Annotated in this window: 27 protein-coding genes and 2 pseudogenes; 16 read left to right on the top strand and 13 right to left on the bottom strand. The window is 43.9% G+C overall.

Annotated elements, in window-relative coordinates; genetic code table 11:
• Nucleotides 1-16: 16 nt before the first annotated feature.
• The 10 genes from L9W92_RS04805 to L9W92_RS04765 all read left to right on the top strand — a co-directional run bounded on the left by L9W92_RS04805 (nt 17) and on the right by L9W92_RS04765 (nt 6,558).
• Nucleotides 17-892: a tetratricopeptide repeat protein gene (locus L9W92_RS04805; RefSeq protein WP_240082615.1), complete on the top strand. Its 876-nt coding sequence runs from the start codon at nt 17-19 to the stop codon at nt 890-892.
• A 279-nt stretch (nt 893-1,171) separates the two neighbouring features.
• Complete coding sequence (locus L9W92_RS04800; RefSeq protein WP_240082614.1) at nt 1,172-1,534, top strand: YkvA family protein; 363 nt, start codon at nt 1,172-1,174, stop codon at nt 1,532-1,534.
• A gap of 133 nt (nt 1,535-1,667) precedes the next feature.
• Complete coding sequence (locus tag L9W92_RS04795; RefSeq protein ID WP_240082613.1) at nt 1,668-1,961, top strand: hypothetical protein; 294 nt, start codon at nt 1,668-1,670, stop codon at nt 1,959-1,961.
• 54 nt (nt 1,962-2,015) lie between these two features.
• Entirely contained in the window at nt 2,016-2,150 is a 135-nt protein-coding gene (locus L9W92_RS18805) for a ParB N-terminal domain-containing protein (protein WP_282442293.1), read from the top strand.
• 67 nt (nt 2,151-2,217) lie between these two features.
• On the top strand, nt 2,218-3,570 hold the full coding sequence (locus L9W92_RS04790; RefSeq protein ID WP_240082612.1) for a diguanylate cyclase domain-containing protein: 1,353 nt from the start codon (nt 2,218-2,220) through the stop codon (nt 3,568-3,570).
• Nucleotides 3,571-3,699: 129 nt separating this feature from the next.
• Nucleotides 3,700-3,912: a DUF7737 domain-containing protein gene (locus tag L9W92_RS19495; RefSeq protein ID WP_446676301.1), complete on the top strand. Its 213-nt coding sequence runs from the start codon at nt 3,700-3,702 to the stop codon at nt 3,910-3,912.
• Nucleotides 3,913-4,182: 270 nt separating this feature from the next.
• Nucleotides 4,183-4,566 carry a DUF2089 domain-containing protein gene (locus tag L9W92_RS04780; RefSeq protein ID WP_286726183.1) on the top strand — a complete coding sequence of 128 codons (384 nt, stop codon included), beginning with the start codon at nt 4,183-4,185 and terminating at the stop codon, nt 4,564-4,566.
• Between the two features lie 33 nt (nt 4,567-4,599).
• Nucleotides 4,600-5,010, top strand: coding sequence for an SHOCT-like domain-containing protein (locus L9W92_RS04775; protein ID WP_240082610.1), 411 nt, complete (start codon nt 4,600-4,602; stop codon nt 5,008-5,010).
• The gene (locus tag L9W92_RS04770) at nt 5,000-5,563 is read left to right on the top strand and encodes a DUF4397 domain-containing protein (protein WP_240082609.1); all 564 of its coding nucleotides are present in this window, start codon (nt 5,000-5,002) and stop codon (nt 5,561-5,563) included. The genes L9W92_RS04775 and L9W92_RS04770 overlap by 11 nt, the downstream gene beginning before the upstream one ends.
• A 143-nt stretch (nt 5,564-5,706) precedes the next feature.
• Nucleotides 5,707-6,558, top strand: coding sequence for a DUF6544 family protein (locus L9W92_RS04765; protein WP_240082608.1), 852 nt, complete (start codon nt 5,707-5,709; stop codon nt 6,556-6,558).
• Between the two features lie 67 nt (nt 6,559-6,625).
• Here the strand turns inward: L9W92_RS04765 and L9W92_RS04760 are convergent, their stop codons facing one another.
• The 8 genes from L9W92_RS04760 to L9W92_RS04725 form a co-directional block, all read right to left on the bottom strand.
• Nucleotides 6,626-7,780, bottom strand: coding sequence for an amidase domain-containing protein (locus L9W92_RS04760; protein ID WP_240082607.1), 1,155 nt, complete (start codon nt 7,778-7,780; stop codon nt 6,626-6,628).
• A 6-nt stretch (nt 7,781-7,786) separates the two neighbouring features.
• Entirely contained in the window at nt 7,787-8,299 is a 513-nt protein-coding gene (locus L9W92_RS04755; RefSeq protein ID WP_240082606.1) for a YhcN/YlaJ family sporulation lipoprotein, read from the bottom strand.
• Nucleotides 8,259-8,612 carry a stage V sporulation protein AE gene (spoVAE, locus tag L9W92_RS04750; protein WP_240082605.1) on the bottom strand — a complete coding sequence of 118 codons (354 nt, stop codon included), beginning with the start codon at nt 8,610-8,612 and terminating at the stop codon, nt 8,259-8,261. The genes L9W92_RS04755 and spoVAE overlap by 41 nt, the downstream gene beginning before the upstream one ends.
• A gap of 11 nt (nt 8,613-8,623) precedes the next feature.
• Nucleotides 8,624-9,634 (bottom strand): stage V sporulation protein AD, encoded by a 1,011-nt coding sequence (gene spoVAD, locus L9W92_RS04745; protein WP_240082604.1) that lies wholly within the window; start codon nt 9,632-9,634, stop codon nt 8,624-8,626.
• A gap of 1 nt (nt 9,635) precedes the next feature.
• Nucleotides 9,636-10,115: a stage V sporulation protein AC gene (gene spoVAC / locus L9W92_RS04740; RefSeq protein WP_240082603.1), complete on the bottom strand. Its 480-nt coding sequence runs from the start codon at nt 10,113-10,115 to the stop codon at nt 9,636-9,638.
• Between the two features lie 97 nt (nt 10,116-10,212).
• On the bottom strand, nt 10,213-11,073 hold the full coding sequence (locus tag L9W92_RS04735) for a DUF421 domain-containing protein (protein WP_240082602.1): 861 nt from the start codon (nt 11,071-11,073) through the stop codon (nt 10,213-10,215).
• A 27-nt stretch (nt 11,074-11,100) separates the two neighbouring features.
• A complete protein-coding gene (locus L9W92_RS04730; RefSeq protein WP_240082601.1) occupies nt 11,101-11,307 on the bottom strand; it encodes a DUF1657 domain-containing protein in 207 nt (68 codons plus the stop codon).
• A gap of 109 nt (nt 11,308-11,416) precedes the next feature.
• Nucleotides 11,417-11,623 (bottom strand): DUF1657 domain-containing protein, encoded by a 207-nt coding sequence (locus L9W92_RS04725; protein WP_240082600.1) that lies wholly within the window; start codon nt 11,621-11,623, stop codon nt 11,417-11,419.
• Nucleotides 11,624-11,903: 280 nt separating this feature from the next.
• Between L9W92_RS04725 and L9W92_RS04720 the strand changes: the two genes are divergently transcribed.
• Nucleotides 11,904-12,080, top strand: coding sequence for an H-type small acid-soluble spore protein (locus L9W92_RS04720; RefSeq protein ID WP_240082682.1), 177 nt, complete (start codon nt 11,904-11,906; stop codon nt 12,078-12,080).
• Nucleotides 12,081-12,340: 260 nt separating this feature from the next.
• On the opposite strand, the gene L9W92_RS04715 is transcribed toward L9W92_RS04720, so the two are convergent.
• The 3 genes and pseudogenes from L9W92_RS04715 to L9W92_RS04705 all read right to left on the bottom strand — a co-directional run.
• Nucleotides 12,341-12,622, bottom strand: a complete 282-nt coding sequence (locus L9W92_RS04715) for an eCIS core domain-containing protein (protein ID WP_240082599.1) — start codon at nt 12,620-12,622, stop codon at nt 12,341-12,343.
• Nucleotides 12,609-12,863, bottom strand: coding sequence for a hypothetical protein (locus L9W92_RS04710; protein ID WP_240082598.1), 255 nt, complete (start codon nt 12,861-12,863; stop codon nt 12,609-12,611). The genes L9W92_RS04715 and L9W92_RS04710 overlap by 14 nt, the downstream gene beginning before the upstream one ends.
• A 174-nt stretch (nt 12,864-13,037) precedes the next feature.
• A pseudogene (locus L9W92_RS04705) lies at nt 13,038-13,337 on the bottom strand (TSUP family transporter); the annotation flags it as partial.
• Between L9W92_RS04705 and L9W92_RS19280 the strand changes: the two are divergent.
• Nucleotides 13,243-13,758, top strand: a pseudogene (locus tag L9W92_RS19280) (H-type small acid-soluble spore protein); the annotation flags it as partial. The pseudogenes L9W92_RS04705 and L9W92_RS19280 overlap by 95 nt on opposite strands.
• Before the next feature lie 34 nt (nt 13,759-13,792).
• On the opposite strand, the gene L9W92_RS04700 reads toward L9W92_RS19280, so the two are convergent.
• On the bottom strand, nt 13,793-14,953 hold the full coding sequence (locus tag L9W92_RS04700; RefSeq protein WP_240082597.1) for an iron-containing alcohol dehydrogenase: 1,161 nt from the start codon (nt 14,951-14,953) through the stop codon (nt 13,793-13,795).
• Nucleotides 14,954-15,194: 241 nt separating this feature from the next.
• On the opposite strand from L9W92_RS04700, the gene L9W92_RS04695 reads away from it, so the two are divergent.
• Nucleotides 15,195-15,524 (top strand): type II toxin-antitoxin system Phd/YefM family antitoxin, encoded by a 330-nt coding sequence (locus L9W92_RS04695; RefSeq protein ID WP_240082596.1) that lies wholly within the window; start codon nt 15,195-15,197, stop codon nt 15,522-15,524.
• 237 nt (nt 15,525-15,761) lie between these two features.
• Here L9W92_RS04695 and L9W92_RS04690 read toward each other — a convergent pair whose 3' ends face one another.
• Complete coding sequence (locus L9W92_RS04690; protein ID WP_240082595.1) at nt 15,762-15,911, bottom strand: hypothetical protein; 150 nt, start codon at nt 15,909-15,911, stop codon at nt 15,762-15,764.
• A 14-nt stretch (nt 15,912-15,925) separates the two neighbouring features.
• On the opposite strand from L9W92_RS04690, the gene L9W92_RS04685 reads away from it, so the two are divergent.
• The 3 genes from L9W92_RS04685 (at nt 15,926) to L9W92_RS04675 (ending at nt 18,852) form a co-directional block, all read left to right on the top strand.
• A complete protein-coding gene (locus tag L9W92_RS04685; RefSeq protein ID WP_240082594.1) occupies nt 15,926-16,189 on the top strand; it encodes a type II toxin-antitoxin system RelE/ParE family toxin in 264 nt (87 codons plus the stop codon).
• A gap of 236 nt (nt 16,190-16,425) precedes the next feature.
• Nucleotides 16,426-17,421: a hypothetical protein gene (locus L9W92_RS04680; protein ID WP_240082593.1), complete on the top strand. Its 996-nt coding sequence runs from the start codon at nt 16,426-16,428 to the stop codon at nt 17,419-17,421.
• Nucleotides 17,422-17,880: 459 nt separating this feature from the next.
• Nucleotides 17,881-18,852, top strand: a complete 972-nt coding sequence (locus tag L9W92_RS04675) for a hypothetical protein (protein ID WP_240082592.1) — start codon at nt 17,881-17,883, stop codon at nt 18,850-18,852.
• Nucleotides 18,853-18,869 lie beyond the last annotated feature (17 nt).

The raw sequence follows: 18,869 nt of genomic DNA, 5'->3' as shown, positions 1-18,869 counted from the left end.
AGGAGTATTTCTAGCAATGGCACTGAATGAAGAATTCCCGGCAACTGATAAGTCAAACGGGGACGCTAAGAGCAAGGCCGACATGTTGAATAATGAGGCCGGGTTGCTGGCGCAGCGCGGAGAAACCGAGCGTGCTTTGGCATTGTTAGAAGAGTCCCTGGCGATCGAAGGTTCAATCGGGGATGCTCAAGGCAAGGCGGACACGTTGAATAACATGGCCGGGTTGCTGGCGCAGCGCGGAGAAGTCGAGCGCGCCATGGAACTGCTGGAAGAATCCCTGACGATTAAGGATTCAATCGGAGACGCTCAAGGCAAGGCGGACACGTTGAGTAACATGGCCTGGTTGCTGGCACAGCGTGGAGAATCTGAGCGCGCAGCATCACTGTTAAAAGAATCCCTGGCGATTAAGGATTCAATCGGGGACGCTCAAGGCAAGGCGGACACGTTGAACAACATGGCCGGGTTGCTGGCGCAGCGCGGAGAAGTCGAGCGCGCCATAGAACTGCTGGAAGAATCCCTGAAGATCGATGAGTCAATCGGGGACATCAAAGGCAAGGCGGCCACGTTGGATAATTTGGCCGGGCTGCTGGAGCGGCGGGGAGACGACGAGCGCGCCATAGAACTGTTGAAAGAATCCCTGGCGATTAAGGATTCAATCGGGGACAATAGAGGCAAGGCGGCTACGTTGCACACAATTGCGTTAATCTTGATGATTGGGGGAGATGAAGAACAAGCTCTTGGGTTATGGTCCGAATCGCTGAAAATATGTTATCAGATTGGAGATAGCCTATTGGCTGAGGACATATTGAATGTTATTAAGCAGGTGGTAGAAGTATCAAAAATATCAGAAGATCTGTTTCTAGACCGTGATTTTTATGGGTGCAGCTATTAGTCGAGTCAGGAGCGGGCATTCATCAGATTGCGCCAGGATATTTTATATTACATAATACACAGGTGTATAATTATGGTGTACTGTTTCAGCGCAGCACACCATTTTTTGAACCAGGCAGCTGTCAAAATCCAATCCCAATTTGCCGGGATGAGTTCGTAAGTATAGCGTATTTAAGCCGGAAATATAAACAAGTAGTCTCATGAGCAGACTATTACTTTGGAAGGTTCCCGCCGGTATTAAGGCTTGTCTTGCCGGGGACTCTTTGAAAGGGGATCTCTATTGAAAAGTTTATGGTATTGGATTAAAAGGCTGAAGTCTGATATATTTACACTTTATTACGCAAGCAAGGATCCGCGGGTCCCCTGGCTGGCAAAAGCATTGCTCATGCTGCTGGCGGCCTATGTTATAAGTCCCGTTGACTTCCTTCCCGACTTCGTTATTCCCGGACTCGGTTACATCGATGATATGCTCCTCATTCCGCTCGGGGCGGAATTTATTTTAAAGATGATACCTGCACCTGTTGTCTCAGAGGCGCATTTTAAGGCCATGCATTTAGTTCGAAAAGCAAAAATTTGGACGGATGCTGTATTAGTGTTCGCAGTTATATTACTGGTACTGTTTTTTGCTTACAAGTGCGGATGAGCGAATAAGGCGCATTAATTTACCCATCACCGAGTTGGGTGAAGGATATTGTTTGGCCATAACTTGACAATTTGACAAATCTAAAATATCATTAGTTTGTTCATTGACATTAAGAGTAGACGAGGTTTTATTTGTGAGCGATTTAATAAATAGGATTGGTAAGTTTAACATCCAAAGGGATTTAATTCGCGGCGATAACAATGAAGATTTGCTTAAGTTGTTTGCAAAAACCATTATCATGAGGGCTGAATATAAATATACTAAAGATGTGATTGAATATACAGCGCTGTCTCCTTTATTCAGGGTAAGGGAAGCGGCGGAAACAATTCCCGAGTATAGGTTAGAATGTAAAAGTGTATACTCCGACGATGGAAACGTTGATATTGAGATAATTGCTGAAGAAATAAGGCAACGCTTAAACGCTTAAATATTAAGTTAGGATTAATAAATAGGCTGTCCGGCAGGGAATCGCAATTGAAGTATGACCAGAAGAGCCTCCGGTACTCACCCGGACAAGCAGATTCAACTGCTGGCGAAAATAATAAAAAACCAGGGCTGGCGCGCACCGATAACCGTTTCTAACCGAAGCGGTTTTATTATTCGTGAATATCTTTAAGAGCCTTCATCGGGCTCTTTTCTTATACAAAAAAACCCGAAATCAATAAAATACGTTTTAGCATACCATGTTCACGCATCAAATCTTCGGTAGGGGGAATCAGAGCGCGTTCATTTTGTTTGACGGTACAAGAGAGGAGTTTGAAAAGGGAATCAATGTCCTGGATTTTATTGTTCCGGAAGACAGAGACAGGGCTAGACAGAATATATTGAGAATCTTAAACGGAGAAAAAATTGGAGAAGATGAATATACAGCACAAAGGCGGGACGGTTCCACCGTTCAAATTGCGATACACGCGTCTCTTATTATAAAAGGCAACAAACCCGCCGGTTTACGCGGGATTTTGATAGACATTACCGAGCGTAAGAAGATAGAGGAGCAACTCAAGGCCCTTAGCTTGTATGACTCGCTGACCGGACTATACAACAGAACTTATTTTAAACATGAAATGCAGCGCTGCGAGAGAATCTGCCCGGGCCCTCTAAGTATAATCGTCTGCGACGTGGACGGACTTAAACTTGTCAACGATACCCTGGGGCACGACAGGGGGGACGCGCTGCTTCTTGCGGTTGCCGGAGTTCTTAAACAATCGTTGCGGGAAGGTGACACAGTGGCCCGCATCGGCGGCGATGAATTTGCCGCGCTACTGCCGAACTGCAACAGCAGCTCTGTTGAGAAAACCTGTGAGAGAATTCGAAAATCCGTCGAAGGTTACAACGCCACCCACCCTGAACTACCTCTAAGTATATCGACAGGGGCCGCAACCAGCGATGCATCGCGTATCCGCGATCTTTATAGAGAAGCTGACAATAATATGTACCGTGAGAAACTCCATCAAAGCAAGAGTGCCCGCAGCGCTATAGTGCAAACCCTTATGAACGCATTGAAGGAGAGAGACTTTATAACGGAAGGTCATGCAGACCGCCTGCAGGATTTGGTGGTAGGTTTAGGAAAATTGATTGGCTTCTCGGAGCACAAGATAACTGACCTCAGACTATTAGCTCAGTTTCACGACATTGGCAAGGTAGGGATACCCGACCGAATTCTTTTTAAGCCTGGCCCCTTAACTTCTGAGGAATTCAAAGAAATGCAAAGGCACACTGAAATCGGTCATCGTATCGCACAGTCAGCGCCCGACCTGGCCCCAATTGCAGACTGGATTCTTAAACACCACGAGTGGTGGGATGGAAGAGGCTACCCCCTTGGCTCAAAGGGAAAGGAAATACCTCTGGAGTGCCGCATTCTGGCCATTGCAGATGCTTACGACGCGATGACAAGCAACCGGCCATACCGTAGGGCAATGCCCCATGAAAGGGCCATTATGGAAATAAAGAGGTGCGCCGGAAGCCAGTTCGATCCTCAACTGGTATTGAGCTTTTTACAAATTTTTAATATCTTTTCTATCCCCGTATCAATTTGAAAATGGGACAGCACAAGGCCCTCGGCACAAACCTTGTGGCGCTGGTCTTCACCGGAATATCAGGAATTTTCACTTATGGATGAGTGTAAAATATTTAAGGACACCCAAACCCCAGTCTGAAGTTCAGTAATAACAGTTGGAAAAGGAAATGAGCAACTCAGAAGGCTACTTTTTAATCCTCCAGTATTATATTATCTGTTCATTTACAGCACAGAGGCCATATTTCCTTCCTTTTTAGATGACGACCCAAAAACAGCCGAGATAATATCAAAGATTATTTTCCTTACCGAGGATGTCAAAATAAAAGATCCGACTATTCTGGGACAGATAAGGGAAGTCTAGGAGATTTGCGTGGGCTGTGGTCGGCATAGTGCATAATAAAGATAAGTAAAGCTTCCAGGCGAGTTCGAAGGAATGGAACAGCCTTTTTTTTGTATTTGACCCACGAATAGTAATTGGCTATAATCCTTATATTAATATTATTAATCAGTACATTAATAATATTAAACAATATATTGATATTATAAATAAGCTGCGCTATATTATTCTTGAGAATATAAAAATCGGTTAAAAAAGCACTGTTTAAAAAAGCACTGTTTGGAGGTGAATTAAATCAGATACAGGTATCCGGGCCGCTGCCCCGTCTGCAGCTACGAAATGCTGGTGAGCAAACTAACCTGTACGCACTGTCAGACAAATCTGGAAGGTGAATTTGACACATGCAAATTCTGCCGCCTTCCAAATGAGCAGGTGGAGTTTATCGAAGTCTTTATTAAATGCCGGGGTAATATAAAAGACGTAGAGAAAGAACTGGGCATTTCCTATCCCACGGTCAGAAACCGCCTGGAGGGGGTTATTCAGGCTTTAGGCTACCGGGCGGAAAAGGTTGACCTCCAGGGAGACAGGGAAAGCCGTGAAAAAATACTACTCTCCCTGGACAAAGGGGAAATCACTCCCCAGGACGCGATCCGGCAGCTTAAAAAAGCCGGAAAGTAGTCTTCTGTAATGATTGGAAAGGAGTTAAGTCAAATGAACAGCGAAAAAATTAAAATTTTGGAAATGATCCAGGAGGGGAAAATCACTCCTGCCGAAGGTATGGATTTGCTGAAAGCGCTGGAAGAGACGGAGGAAAAGCCATCCTCCCCCGGCCCTGATAGGTTTCTCCGGGTGCGCGTGAGCGGGGACAAAACAAAGAAAGTAAATATCAACATTCCCTTGAAACTGATGAAGGCTTTTTCCAAGGTCGCCGTCTTTGGCATGAAGTTTATCCCGGAGGACGCGCGCTTGGAGATGCAAAAGAAAGGGATAGATCTTACCAGTATGAACCTGGAAGAATTGATTCAGATTATCGACCAGGGCCTGGTAGATGAAAAATTGGTCGACATCGACGTTGAGGACCAGGAAGAAGGAAGAGTAAGGGTGGAGGTCTATGTGGACTAGCATGCCACGCCGCAGTTACTTTGTTTTTGTGCGGATAAGAAAAAATGGAAGAGGGTTTACCATACCAATCTTTTTACCCGTACTGGACGTGACCCTGGAAGCCGTCGCAGACCTGGCCTGGCTGTGGGAGAAAACTGCCGGGATTTTTCGCGGGAAAGTCCTGAGCAAGGCTGATATTATGTCTTCCTGTATTCGAATAATGAATGCTTGCCCGGACGCTCCGCCCTTAGATGTTTATGCCAACGAAAAAATTATCGTCAGAGGTCTTGCTTACCGTGACTTTACCGAATACTTTCCTGCTCAGTCCGGCACTTATTATATTAAAGTGTATCCATCAGGCTCCAAGGACGTGCCGGTTGTTGACACTTCCTTAAACATACCGTCTAAATCAATCCTCACTGTTGCAGTTCAGCTATTTATAATCAGCTCAATAGTAGCTTTTATAGATATTGCAATCCGGTGCCGGTTTCGCCGGACTTATACTGGCATACAAGTAAGCGAGATATATTCTAGGCAAATCCGCTGGTGGAACGCAGTGGATTTTTTGTTGTAATCTTAAGCTTATTTAAAATTTGTGAGAATAGATAAACTATAAATAGTACTTACAAGTAGGCTATTTTTACCGGTTGACAGTGGTTAGCTTTGTGTTCATTGTTTTATACGGGAATTAAATGAATAATTAAGGGAGTTGCTTATATGCCCAAAGCTATGCTTGTAGCGTTAATTATTTTGGCATTCATAATCTTGATTCTAGCAGTTTCATTTATAGCGGATTTTCGGTTCAACCAAAATGTAAAAAGAGAAGTTGGAGAACTTTTTAATAATGTGAATAATCAAGGTGAGATTATTCAAAAAGCTGATTTGGAAGGGTTGCCGCCCATCGTTCAAAAATGGCTGGTGCAGTCCCAGGTGGTTGGCAAGGAAAGAATCAGAACGGTTCGTTTAAGGCAAAGTGTATTTATGAGATTGAAAGAAGACGGGGCATGGATGCCTGCTGAAGCGGAACAATACTTTACGATAGATGAACCGGGATTTATATGGAAAGCCAAGGTCAGAATGGCGCCACTTTTATACTTTACAGGAAGAGACATGTATAATAAAGGCAAAGGACACATGCTCATTAAGGTTCTTTCGTTGATTAAAGTTGCGGATGCCAAGGGAAAAGAAATTGATCAGGGCGCGATGTTGCGATATCTGGCTGAGACGGCGTGGTTTCCAACCGCGGCTTTGAGCAGTTACATAAAATGGGAAGAAATCGATGCCAATTCAGCAAGGGCTACCATGAGCTACGCGGGGATAACCGCGTCAGGGGTATTTACGTTTAACGAGAAGGGTGAGGTTCTTAGCCTGGTTGCTGAAAGATACGGGGAATTTAATGGCCAGTATCTTATGAAAACCTGGTCAGTTCTCATGGGAGAAAATAAGGAGTTTAATGGTATCAGGATTCCTGCCAGAGGGGAAGTTATCTGGAAATTGGATACAGGAGATTACAATTGGTTTGATTTAGAAATTATAGATATTGAATATAACAAACCGGGCGTTTATTAGACATTACTGACGCGTTATTCTGGAACTTCATCGGATTTGATGCTTATGCAGTATGAAGGGTGGAATTTTACCTAATCAATGATGCATCATTGATGCGAAAAAGGTGAAAAACGGTCGTTTTATCACAACCCATGTCCCAGGGGGAATGGTAGCGGTCTACCGTATGGGCATTCACTACTGGATATCCCTTCGAGTCGGTCCCTACTACAATAGCAAAATGTTCAATATATCCATTCTCTTCATAACCGATTACATCCCCTTTTTGCAGTTCCCGCACAGCTCCACAGGAAAATTTAGCGTCAGGCTGATTCATTTCCGGGAAGGTGCCCCAGGCTATCCGTTGCCCCCGCCCGCTGTATGAGAGCCACTCGGCAAAGGCTTCGGCTTGCACCCAGGCCAGACTGCCTGAGCCGCCTTCTCGATCATGGCGGTAGTACCAGGCGCCGTCCATGGGGAGTTTACCTCCTGATTTATCCCCCAGGCACTGGGATACAAAATTTGTGCAGTCCCCGCCTATGTCGTTCAGGTTGCCGTAACGCGGGTTATAATTATGATCGTTGCCGGCGCCCCAGGCCAGGCCGGCGTACTCATCCGCGTACCGGGCTGCTCCCTCCCGGTCGAGAACAGCGTGGGAATCGTTTTTTATGGACGCGGATTGTTCAACCGGTTCTATGGAGGCATTACCGTCTGCCGGTGTGGGGTCGGGCGCTTTGGCATCATCAAACAGGCCATCGGTATAAAAATCTTGCCGGATGAGCCATTTCCCATCCTTGCGCGCCAGCTTTATCCAATGCCGGGTGCCAATACCAAAGCGGTTTACGGTAGGGTCTTTGGGATAAACATAGCCCAACTGGAGGGTTTGGGAAACAATAAATTCGGCGGTGTCTTCCTGTACCCGCGACCAGGGAATGTGTAGTGAAGGCGTGGCCTCAGTGAAACGCACACCCCGCTTTTCAGCCCACGACTGTATAAAATTCAGCCTGGTCTGCTCGTGCGAAAGAGCCCAGCGACCCAGTTGGGCCGTGGTGTCAAAATAGGCCAGGGCCGGTCCGGGATCGGCGCCCGTAATAATGGCAAGGGCACGGACATCGTAAATTTCCTTGACCTTGGCTTGCAATTCATTTTCCAGGGAAGTTGTATCAGCAGCTTTACAGGTTGACGTTCCCATAATTACTGCTGCAGTGGCAATTATTAATGGCATGGCGATTTTTTGCAAGTTCATGAGATTTCATCCTTGAATATCTTTATTTATCTTAATAACCTTCTTTTGTATATCTGTCAGCGGTTTCTCCTGTGGCCCATTTACTTGATTTTCTATTTGCTGCAGTTGCATAAAAAGTTTCTTATCTGATGTAACATGTACATTATAGTCTTTGTTCAATTCTTTTATTTTATTATGCACTTCTTCTTTAATTGGTTTTAAGCGCAGCCTGTCAAAGCCGCTCACTTTAATAGCAGTGGATATGTCTTTGTTAACCACAACGGCTGTACACCCCTTGACACCCTTAACCGTTCCAGCTGTTTTCTTTGCTTTTTCCGCAAGCTCAGGATTTACTTGGATCTGTTTTTCATCCCGGCTCATCTGCTGTTCCGGCTGCGGCTTTTTTAAAGAAGAGTTCAGCGTACCGCAACCTGCCGTCATTAATAATATAAGAGACAAAACAATAACTTTCGGAATGATTTTCACGGTATCACCTTTCTTATCCTTTAGGCTTGAAAAGCAATGAAGCAAGAAAGCCAAAAATAATGGCGGCGGATATACCCGCGCTGGTCACTTCAAAAATCCCGGTAAGAATTCCAATAATCCCTACTTGTTCAGCTTCAGCCATGGCCCCGTGCACCAAAGCGTTCCCAAAGCTGGTTATGGGGACGGTGGCGCCGGCGCCGGCAAAATCAATCAGTGGTTCGTAAAGACCCAGGCCATCCAGAATGGCGCCTGACACCACAAGAATACTCATGGTATGGGCCGGGGTAAACTTCCCGACATCCAGTAGCAATTGCCCTATGACACAAATAAGCCCGCCAACCACAAAAGCCCAAAAATAAGCTTCCACAAAAATCACCTCTAATGGTCGTACTCAATAGAAACAGCGTGAGCGATGCCGGGAATGCTCTCCTTCTGCTGGTAGGACAAGGGAGACAGGAGCGCCCCGGTGGCAACAATTAAAACCTTTTTCAGTTCTCCCTTTTTCATCCTGTTTAATATGTGCCCGTAGGCAACGGTGGCCGAGCAGCCGCAACCGCTGCCCCCGGCCATTACGACAGGTTGATCTTCGCAATAGATAAGTAAGCCGCAGTCTGTAAATATATTGTCTGGAATCTCAAGGCCATGTTTTTTCAACAGATCGCCGGCAATTTTATGTCCCACCCGTCCCAGGTCTCCTGTGGCGATCAGGTCGTAATCCCCGGGAGAAACGCGCAGGTCCCTGAAATGGGCCGTGATGGTGTCTACCGCTGCCGGCGCCATGGCGCTCCCCATATTAAAAGGGTCGGTTACTCCCATATCCACTACTTTGCCGATGGTGGCCGAAGTAACCTGTGGCCCTTCTCCCTCAGAGCCAAGGACGGCAACACCGGCGCCTGTCACAGTCCACTGGGCGGTAGGAGGTTTTTGGGAACCATATTCAGTGGGATACCGGTATTGCTTTTCAGCTGCCGCATTGTGGCTGGAAGTACCACAGAGAACATAATTGGCGGATTGGCTGTCTATTATCAGAGAGCCCAAAGCCAGGCTCTCCATTGAACTGGAACAGGCTCCGTAAAGTCCCAGGTAAGGTATCGCCAAAGTTCTGGCGGCAAAGCTGCTGGAGATAATCTGATTCATCAGGTCTCCGCTGAGAAAGAACTGAAGATCCTGTTTTTGCAAACCGGCCTTTTTAATTGCTGTTTCACATGCCTCTTCCAGCATCTTTTTTTCTGCTTTCTCATAACTATCCTGCCCGAGCCATAAATCGCCGTGCAGGATATCGAAATCCTCAGCCAGGGGCCCTTTGGCCTCAAAGGGTCCTCCAACGGCTGCCGCAGACAAAATGGTGGGCTTGTTGGAAAAGACCCAGGTTTGGTGTCCATGCAGCATGCTAGGAGCCCCCCAACAGTGTCAATGCAGTTTTAATGAGGGCAACCACAAAGGCGGCAAAAACGCCAAAGACGATTACCGAACCTGCCAGCTGAAACATACTTGCCCCAACACCAAGCACAAATCCCTCACTTCGGTGTTCGATAGCCGCCGAAGCAATGGAATTGGCAAACCCGGTTACCGGCACCGCTGTTCCGGCGCCTGCCCATTGGGCGATATGATCATAGACGCCTGAAGCGGTTAGAATAACTGAGAGTAAAATCAACACGGCCGCTGTCGGATCTCCTGCCGTCTTCTCGGTAAAATTAAAATTCCAGAGAAAAAAATCCTGAATAAATTGCCCTAGAAGACAAATTGTACCCCCTGCTAAAAATGCCCTGATTACATTTAGCAGAACCGGTCGTTGAGGCTCCCTGGCTTTAGAAAAGGAATGATACTGCTGTTGTACCGGAGTTAATTTCTTCTTTTTCTTATTGGACAATTTAGAAAGCCTCCTTTACCAGATTAGGGGACATTCCACCGGGGACATTCCTCCAAAGGAGGTGTGGTCCCCATTCCTTAGCTTGAGGCGTGTTTCCTTACCGCTTAAGCAAAGGCTCTAATTCCTGAATTACTTCCGACAATATCTCAGAAGATTTTTCGTACATCTTCTTGGCCTCCGGTTGTTTTGTCCCTAAGGCGTACAATTCACAGTCCGCCTGACATTTTTTCATGGTGGCATAGGCAAGTTCTTTTGTTTTGGGCTTAGGTACCTGAATAGTATCGTCAAACAGGTCAAGATATAATTGTCCTACGGAATCCACTTGGCCGATAAAGACGTTTTCAGGCGCCACTCCCACTTTTTCCAATTCTGTATGCAGCCAGCGCCTGTTTAGTCCCATTGCCGTAAGCGGTTCATCCATGATAATCCCGTCAAGCATAACCGTCTGGGGTACGCTTTCCTGCCCAACGTTTATACCCAGAGTCTTGGCGGTAAGAGGTTGTTTATCTTTCTTAAGAAGGGTACTTACCTCCCCGGTAGGTTCAAGCACGGCGAATTCCACGTCGGCGAAATTAAAAACATTTTTCTTGCGCAGCCGGCTTAACAAATCTTCAGGTGTAAGACGGGCTTCCAATAATTTATCTTCCAGGACTTTACCATGGTTAATAAGGACTGTTTCTTTTCCCTGGACGATATCTCTTACCGTTTTGTATTTTATTGATAAAACGTAAATTAACGCCGGGAATACGGTCCAAACCGCCAGGGCAATAAGACCGTTGGCCAAGTCTTTGATTAGGTTTAAGGAAACGGCGGCAGCCATAACCCCGGTTACAATACCGGTAATAAGATCAAAAAAGGTCAACCGGGAGGTTTGCCTTTTTCCTATGAGACGAACAAGAAGTAAGGTGAGAAAAAATAAACCAATAGAACGGAGCAAAATATTTAACCATTCAGGCATTAGAATTACTCCTTAATAATGTGATTGCTAGAAGCCTTTATATTGCGGCTCTTCAAATTCCAAAACACTGAGTCTTTTTTCCATATCCCTTACAACATGGTTAATTCGTTGCGTATTTCGACGTAGTATAGCCTTCGCTTCCTGGTTTTCCTCGGATGAAGCGAAGGTTTCCAATGTGGCCTGAACGCCCTTAAGGCTGGCCAGGGTTTGCCTGACCTGCGCACTTATTGTCATACTTAATTTACCTCTCTCGCTTTACAATATTCTGTATGTAAAAATGAAATTAAACCCAAAAACCCAGACCGGATCCTCTGATCCGGTCTGGTGTGGGATACCCGCAGCGTTAAAATCCTTTATACTGGGGTTCTTGGTTTTCGATGTCATTAATCCTTGGCTCCAGAGTGTCAATAATGGATTTTGTTTGCTGAGCGGCATTGGTGTAAAGCTGTTTTGCCTGTTGGTTTTGTGTCTGGAGAGCAAAGGATTCCAGACTGGCCTGGGCGCTTTTTAGGCCGGATAATGTCTGCTTTACCTGGGAGCCGACTGTCATTGCGTTTCCTCCTCGTATTTGAGATTTCATTACAAACTTAATGGTTCCCCGCGATAAAAAATATATTCAATTAAGATTTAATTGGCAAACTCAACTTTCTCAAATGAAAGAGTTGGTCTCTTAAATCCTTGGTATATCACGGTAAACATAGTTCAAGGCCTGAACAAGCGGGAGCGAGAAAGAACGTCCCTCCGCTTCTTCGGCGAATAGGGTGTATTAATTCTTTTTTTGGGGAAAAATTATTCAACAAGAACAAAAGATTTGAGGGATCATAGTGGATATGCAAAGAGCACGGCAGATATTGTCTGCTGACGAGACCGTTACCGTACTGCATAATGGTTCACCAATTTGGATCAAAAGTTTAAGTTCGAAAAACAACACAGTAATGGTTTGGCCGATAGAAGACACGGGAGAGGTAAGAGAGGTGCCCGTCGCTGAGTTGGTTGAAGTACAATAGATTTAGGGAAGCTGCGTAAACATGCCGATCCGGATTGCTTTACGTTTATGAGAATATTATTCAAATAAGCATATTTGGGGTGCGCGCGCAATGCTTGCGGAAAGGCATCCTTCATCTCGTATTCCGCGAATATCTGAACCAGGGGCCTGCCGAAAAGCAAGGAACCAAGGAATACAACGGCCAGCACCACATCCAGAATAATCGGAGACGCCAGGCATTTGTGTGGCGCCGTGGAATGATAGCAAAAACTGAAGGCGGCATCATTCCGCCCGGCTGCCGGGCTCATATTTACCTGGCGCGAAATATATGTCATTGCCTCGTGTATAGGCTAACGCACCTAGATCAGTTGCCTTTTGGGAATTGGGATGAACCCTTACTTCTGAAAAGCCCGTATTTAATGCACTTTCCATTTTTGCTTGTATATCTTCAGGCATTCCTGTGTTATTAGTATTTTTTGGAAGCAATGAATTCTCTGCTTGTGGAGTTTTATTTAATGGATCGCTTTTCAACTGTATGTCTTTCTCGTCGTCAACAGCCTTCATCTGGATAGGACCAGATTGAATTCCCCGGGTTGCCGCCATCAAGAGCCCGGCTACCGCCTGATTGCCAATTGAGCGCTGAAGTTGCTGGAGACAGCGAACCGGGGGCAGACATGGCTCGCTGGATAATCACGGCGGGGTGCGCCTGTTGAAACGTATTGCTTGAATTATCGAAGCCTGACACGGGCAGGCGATGTTCCGACGTTGTTTTATTGTTATTATGTAATTGATCTTTTTGACTCATATTCTGTCCCCCCGTCTTTTTAGGTTTAAGTCTATTATACTTCAATAGATATCGATAATTTGTCATAACATGTCGCAATATTAAATTTTAGGATAAAAGGAAATGAGATATTTCTGTTGGACATGGCATACCGCGACATCTGGAAATTCAACCCGGGGAGCATGGAAAGGCTTAAAAGGATCTCTTGAGTTTCCATTTTGTTAGGGCATTGGCGAAGCGCGCGCCCGCCCTGGCGGTGAATATGGCGGTTGACGCCAAAAGGATTGAGGCCGTAATATCCACCGAACTATTTAAGGCATAGGTGAAAGCTCCCGATATTCCGGTGAATACCAGCGATACAAGGCTTGTGCCGTGGGCCTTTAGCTGGCCCATTTTCAGGATGACTGCCATCAGAGGGATCATTATCACCCCACCGCCGAGGCCGACAAGCCCTCCGAAGAATCCCGCCGCCAATCCGGTTAACAAGTTTATCATCTTGCTACCTCAGCAATCAAAGAGTTTAAAACGTGTGGTATATTCCGGCCGTATAGGACAAAAATATAATTTCAGACACGTTTTGCTCAATCTTGCGGTTCAGGGAGTCAGTAAAGATGAAAAAGTATTGTTCCACTTCAGCAGGCATCCAGGCTCCTTCTTCTTTCAATCTGAAATTATAGATATTGAATATAGACTCTGGTTTTTGCTTGCAGGTTTGTATAAGCGAACAAGGTGTATTAATTCCTTTTTGGGGAGGGAATTATTCAATAAAAACCAAAGATTAGGGATGATAATGGATATTCAAAGGGCACGGCAAATATTGCATGCGGACGAGACCATTACTGTGCTACATAATGGTTCACCAATTTGGATCGAAAGTCTAAGTTCGAAAGACAACACGGCAATGGTTAGGCCGATGGATGATAGGGGAGGGGTAAGAGAGATACACTCCTTTACATCGCGCCTTCTAAAATTTGACGACTTACCGCTAATGTTACCTTTCGTGTTTCAGACAATGCTGTCTTGCCATGTCTCTCCAAAGCTTTTACAATATCATCAATTTTGTCAGCGGTAACATTGTAATCGGCCAAATGTGTTTTAATACCCAAGTCTTCAAAAAAATCACGAGTCTTGCTAATTGCTAAATCTACACGGGACGTTTCATCACCATTAGTTATATTCCAGACACGTTCCGCATATTGTAATAATTTCGCATGTTTTTGTTCTTTCTGCACATTCCATACAGATGGCAGCAATATAGCCAGTGTTTTACCATGATCAATCCCAAACATGGCTGTTAATTCATGTCCGATTATGTGAGCGCTCCAGTCTTGTGGAACACCCGCGCCAATCAATCCATTCAGAGCCATGGTCGCGCACCAGGCAAGATTGGCCCTCGCATCGTAATCGGTTGGATTGCCAATGGTCTTTTTCCCAATCTCGATTAGAGTCTGTAGAATCCCTTCCGCCGTACGGTCCTGGAATCTGCCTTCAGCGGGAAATGTAACATACTGTTCAACTGTATGAATAAACGCGTCAACAATTCCATTCGCAACTTGATCTTGAGGCAGTGTGTATGTGAGGGTAGGGTCTAATATTGAAAACCTGGGAAATAGCAACTCATTCATAAGTACGAATTTCCCGTCCTCATAACTTATGACACAACCACTGTTCATCTCCGATCCGGTGGCCGGTAAGGTCACCACTGTACCAAGCGGTATTGCTTTTTTAATCTTTTTATTCGGATTCATACCAAATTTAAGGAGATTTGAAGGTTCTTCCTCGTATGGAGCCGCAACTGCGATGAATTTTGTTCCATCTATAACAGAGCCGCCACCTACCGCAAGTAGAAAATCGATATTGTTATTACGAACAGCCTCCAATGCTTTTATTAATGTTTTATATTTGGGATTTGGCTCTATTCCTTCGAACTCATATACCTCCCGGCCTCCCAAAGAAGCCTTGACCCTGTCAAGTATCCCAAACTTTTTAACGCTGCCGCCGCCATAAGTCACCAATACCTTTGCGTTAGCAGGCACAAGTCTATCAAGCTCTCCAAGCCTGTCTTTACCGAATACAATATGTGTCGGGTTGTAAAAATCAAAATTAAACATAATTAATTCCCCCCCGTTTTTGTTGTTCGTAATACATTACATTAGAATACTACACCTTTAAGCATACTAGAAGTCAATAAATATATTTAAATTTATAAAAAATTTGACCGTCAGCTGTTAAAAGTGTTCCGGCAGGCAATTGGATATGTGGTATGTAAATGACGGCAAGACCTTTTAAGGGTTATTGCATGTCTTTTAAAAGTCTTTTATAATTAACTTAAAAGATTTAGGGGGAAAGAATATGGAGCCCCTTGATTTAACCACTGATATTCAGCCGGTTACCGAATTTCGCGCCAATACCTCTGAAATTCTTGAAAGCTTAAAGAAAAACCGCCGGACGATTATTTTAACGCAGCATGGCAGGCCGGCGGCCGTGCTTGAATCCGTGGAAGAGTATCAGCGAAAACTGGAGGAATTGCGTTTTATGAAAGGGCTTGTGGCAGGGTTGCGGGATATTGAGTCTGGGCAGGTGGTAGACGGAGAAGCTTTTTTAAAAAGCTTAAAAAGCAAAATAATAGATGCTAATGCTAATCATGGAACTGGCACCGCTTATAGTTGCGAGAATCTTTAGGGATATTCAGGAAGTAACCCTAGTCTCATAAATGCTTTTTCCACAATATTATCTGTGATATATTTATGATTAATTTTTTGTATTTTTAGTATAATATCCTCTGCATGTTTAACGGGCAGTCCGCCAGATTCCACTAATATACAAATTAGTTCAATCCCCCAAATCAGCGGTATGCCTTCAGCATCACACTTTTGCCTTAGTAGTTTGTCATTCGTTACACACGTCCGACCATATTCTTTAGCAAGAATTAAACATAAATTGTCTTGAAAAGATAAGAGACCTTTTTTTCTCTGCCGCCAGCATAACCTGCTCAAGTTCAGGCTCTATAAGTATAACTCCAAGTTCAACACAGTCACCCTCGTTAATTTCTTTGATTTCATCTAACACAGGAGTAGCTAAAGATGCTGGCGGGCCATGTCCGTTTTCTGGCGCAGAAAAGCCCCGCCGCCCGCAGAATGAAAAACGATCTTATGGAAACCATCCTTTCCCTGCATCAAATGCCGGAGCGTTTCCCGTTTCTGAACGCTGAATTTATACCGCTCAATAAATATCACAAGATGTTCGCAGAGAAGTGGTATCTCATTCTGTATCAGATTAAGGATCGGACGGTATATGTTGACTATATCGTGGATTGTAGGCAGGATTACGGGTGGTTGGCGCGGTAGATTTCGATAGTATTCAAAATTTAAGCTATCCGTCATGGTCCGGATGCAGGGCAATAACGTAATTAATTCAAATGTGTAACCATGAGAAGGAAAATGTAATTTATTATCGAAATATAAACAAAACATAATAATGTGCCGGTTGACCGCTGTGATTATTACGGCGGTCGTTGTTATTTTTATGCGCTTCGACATAATTAGACAAATTATTCGATCTAATTATTCTCATGGAGGGGCTAATGTTTACTAAAACGCCCAAAACGAACGGCAATAATCATGATATTTCCGGGAAACAACATGATAAAACAAAAACCTCTAAGCATAATACTGAGCAGAGGGGCTTACTCCCTGGCTTTTTAAGCAATCAAGAAAATATACTGCAACTTCAAAGAACAATCGGCAACAGTGCGGTTATTCAACTGCTAAAATTTCATTTGCAGCAACAGCCTGCCGGCCCGCCAATTCAGAGAATGGAATCTGAAGAAGATGAGACAGATATGCTGCCGGATAATGCCATTAGCCAAACTGTGCAGGCGACGGCACAGGCGGCGGAACTGCCGGTAAATGATGAACCTGCGCTGGAAAATGAGTCCGGTGTGATGGGTAGCAGAGCGGAAACAGCGCAAATGAAACGGGGTAAATTAGTTAAGATACCAGATATGCTACCTTGGTTCTGGGGAGAAAATCTTAAAGCATCGTGGGGGGAATATGAAGTTCCCATTCATGAATGCCACACTAGACGTGTGGGGGTAAACCAACTGGTGGGGGGATATTCGGTAATAGATAAAGAAGGAAACTATAAAGAATCAAAAGTTTATGGTCCGTACGATCCCAAAGAAGGAAAAAAGGATGTCGGACATGTAGAACGACAATTCATGTCTGATGCGGAAGGTCCATTGAAAACAGATATGGCTGATGATAAAAAATTCGGGGATGATGTTCTGGCCTTAGTAGAGATTCATCAATGGTTCACACCATGCAGTGGGGGAAAGGGCTGCACAACATTTTTGGATCAAAAGGTGCAAGAGTTAAATGGCGAGTATAATGAAGTCCGCGTTAGTGGACGATTAAGCGCCGAATATCTGTATAGCCAATTATCAGAAACACACCCTAAAAAAGCGAAAAAAGAATTTATAACGGATATTGATGACGATACCGATTATATGGAGCTGGATGATGAGCTTAGCAAGAAAAAGTCGATGATCATGCATAACAATCCGGGGGAATTTGGATAAGAGCGCCTAAAAGCTACATTCATCCGCCCGGTTTCCTGACGGTAAGACCTTTTAAAGATTGTTGCAGATCTTTTAAAGGTCTTTCCAATGATATTCAGCCGGCAACTGAATTCCGCGCCAATACCCCGGAAATTCTTGAAAGCTTAAAGAAAAACCGCCGGACGATTATTTTAACGCAGCAAGAATTTTTATCTTATTGAGTTAGACATACATGCCGCTGAAGCGGCACCATCAGAAAGATGAAAATTATTATTTTCAGGATAGGTAGCACTCTTTCCGGAGATCATCAGCAAATGTTCGCAATGGGCTGGGTACTGGTGGCTAAGCCGAGATGGCATGCTTATTGTTATGGGAGTTTTTTAGGGATATTCTAATGTTGATGATGTCTATAATGGGAAGTTGGAAATCCTCCTTGATATAACAATAGTAAAGCCTTTATACCCAAAGGAGAGGGCGAAAATGGATGATGTACATATATTATCTGACTTGGAACAAAACAGGGATTTGATAAGTGAATCTCAATATTATAAAAATTTTAAGTTTAAAATTGAAAAATTAATGGATTTTCTTGATTCTCTTTCAACTTTGATTTTCGAAAATGGAAAGATAATAACTTGCATATCCGGAACAAAGATGCACATTCTTCAGACAGAGTTAATTGATTCAGCTATTAGAACACTAGTTAGTATAAAATCATGTTGTATTTATGGCAACTTTAGTGATGCAAATGCATTAACAAGAAAATACAGAGATGACTTAATACTGTTTTTATTTATTTTGGGGGTTTTAAATAACCGTCAGTATTTATCCGAAGAACAAATTAGAGAAGCCGTTGGAGATGGCATAGATATAGACAAGTGGATAACGATTATAGAATTAACAATTAATATAGCGGTAAGTGGCAATGCAAAAAATTGTAATGATAGATGTGTTGATGCTTGGTTTGATGACAATGTAAATAACCTTACATGGTCACAAAAACGAAACTTATCCTTCGAAAACTATATGACATATCTTAAGACCAATGCTTCAATAAATGAGATTATTGTGAATTATAACCTGGAAAAGAATTGGGAAAAGATTCGGCAGAAATTAAATGATTATACTCATAATAATGGAAGAACATACACTCGACATAATCTGATCACTATTAATTCTCCGGATGTCAAAAATTGCTTTAAAGAAATAACTTCAAGGCTTGAGTTCATTACTTCTGTTTTCGTTGTATTTCTAATATTAATAGATTCGACTTTTATTGGATCTACTGACTATGTAGATCATCTTGATATGGATGTAGAGCCTCCCGAAGATAGTCAATATTGGATAGCTCCGTTTATCCATGAGTTTATAGATAAATATATTAATACAATTAATCCTGAATTAAAGATGTTCCTTAAACTTAATAACAAATATGGTATGCTAATAGATTAGTATTGTCTGTATCTAAT

This window comes from Pelotomaculum terephthalicicum JT (genome assembly GCF_022410535.1).
Lineage (GTDB): Bacteria > Bacillota > Desulfotomaculia > Desulfotomaculales > Pelotomaculaceae > Pelotomaculum_D > Pelotomaculum_D terephthalicicum.
Note: the sequence above shows the minus strand (reverse complement) of the source record. Positions and strands in the feature narration are given on the sequence as shown.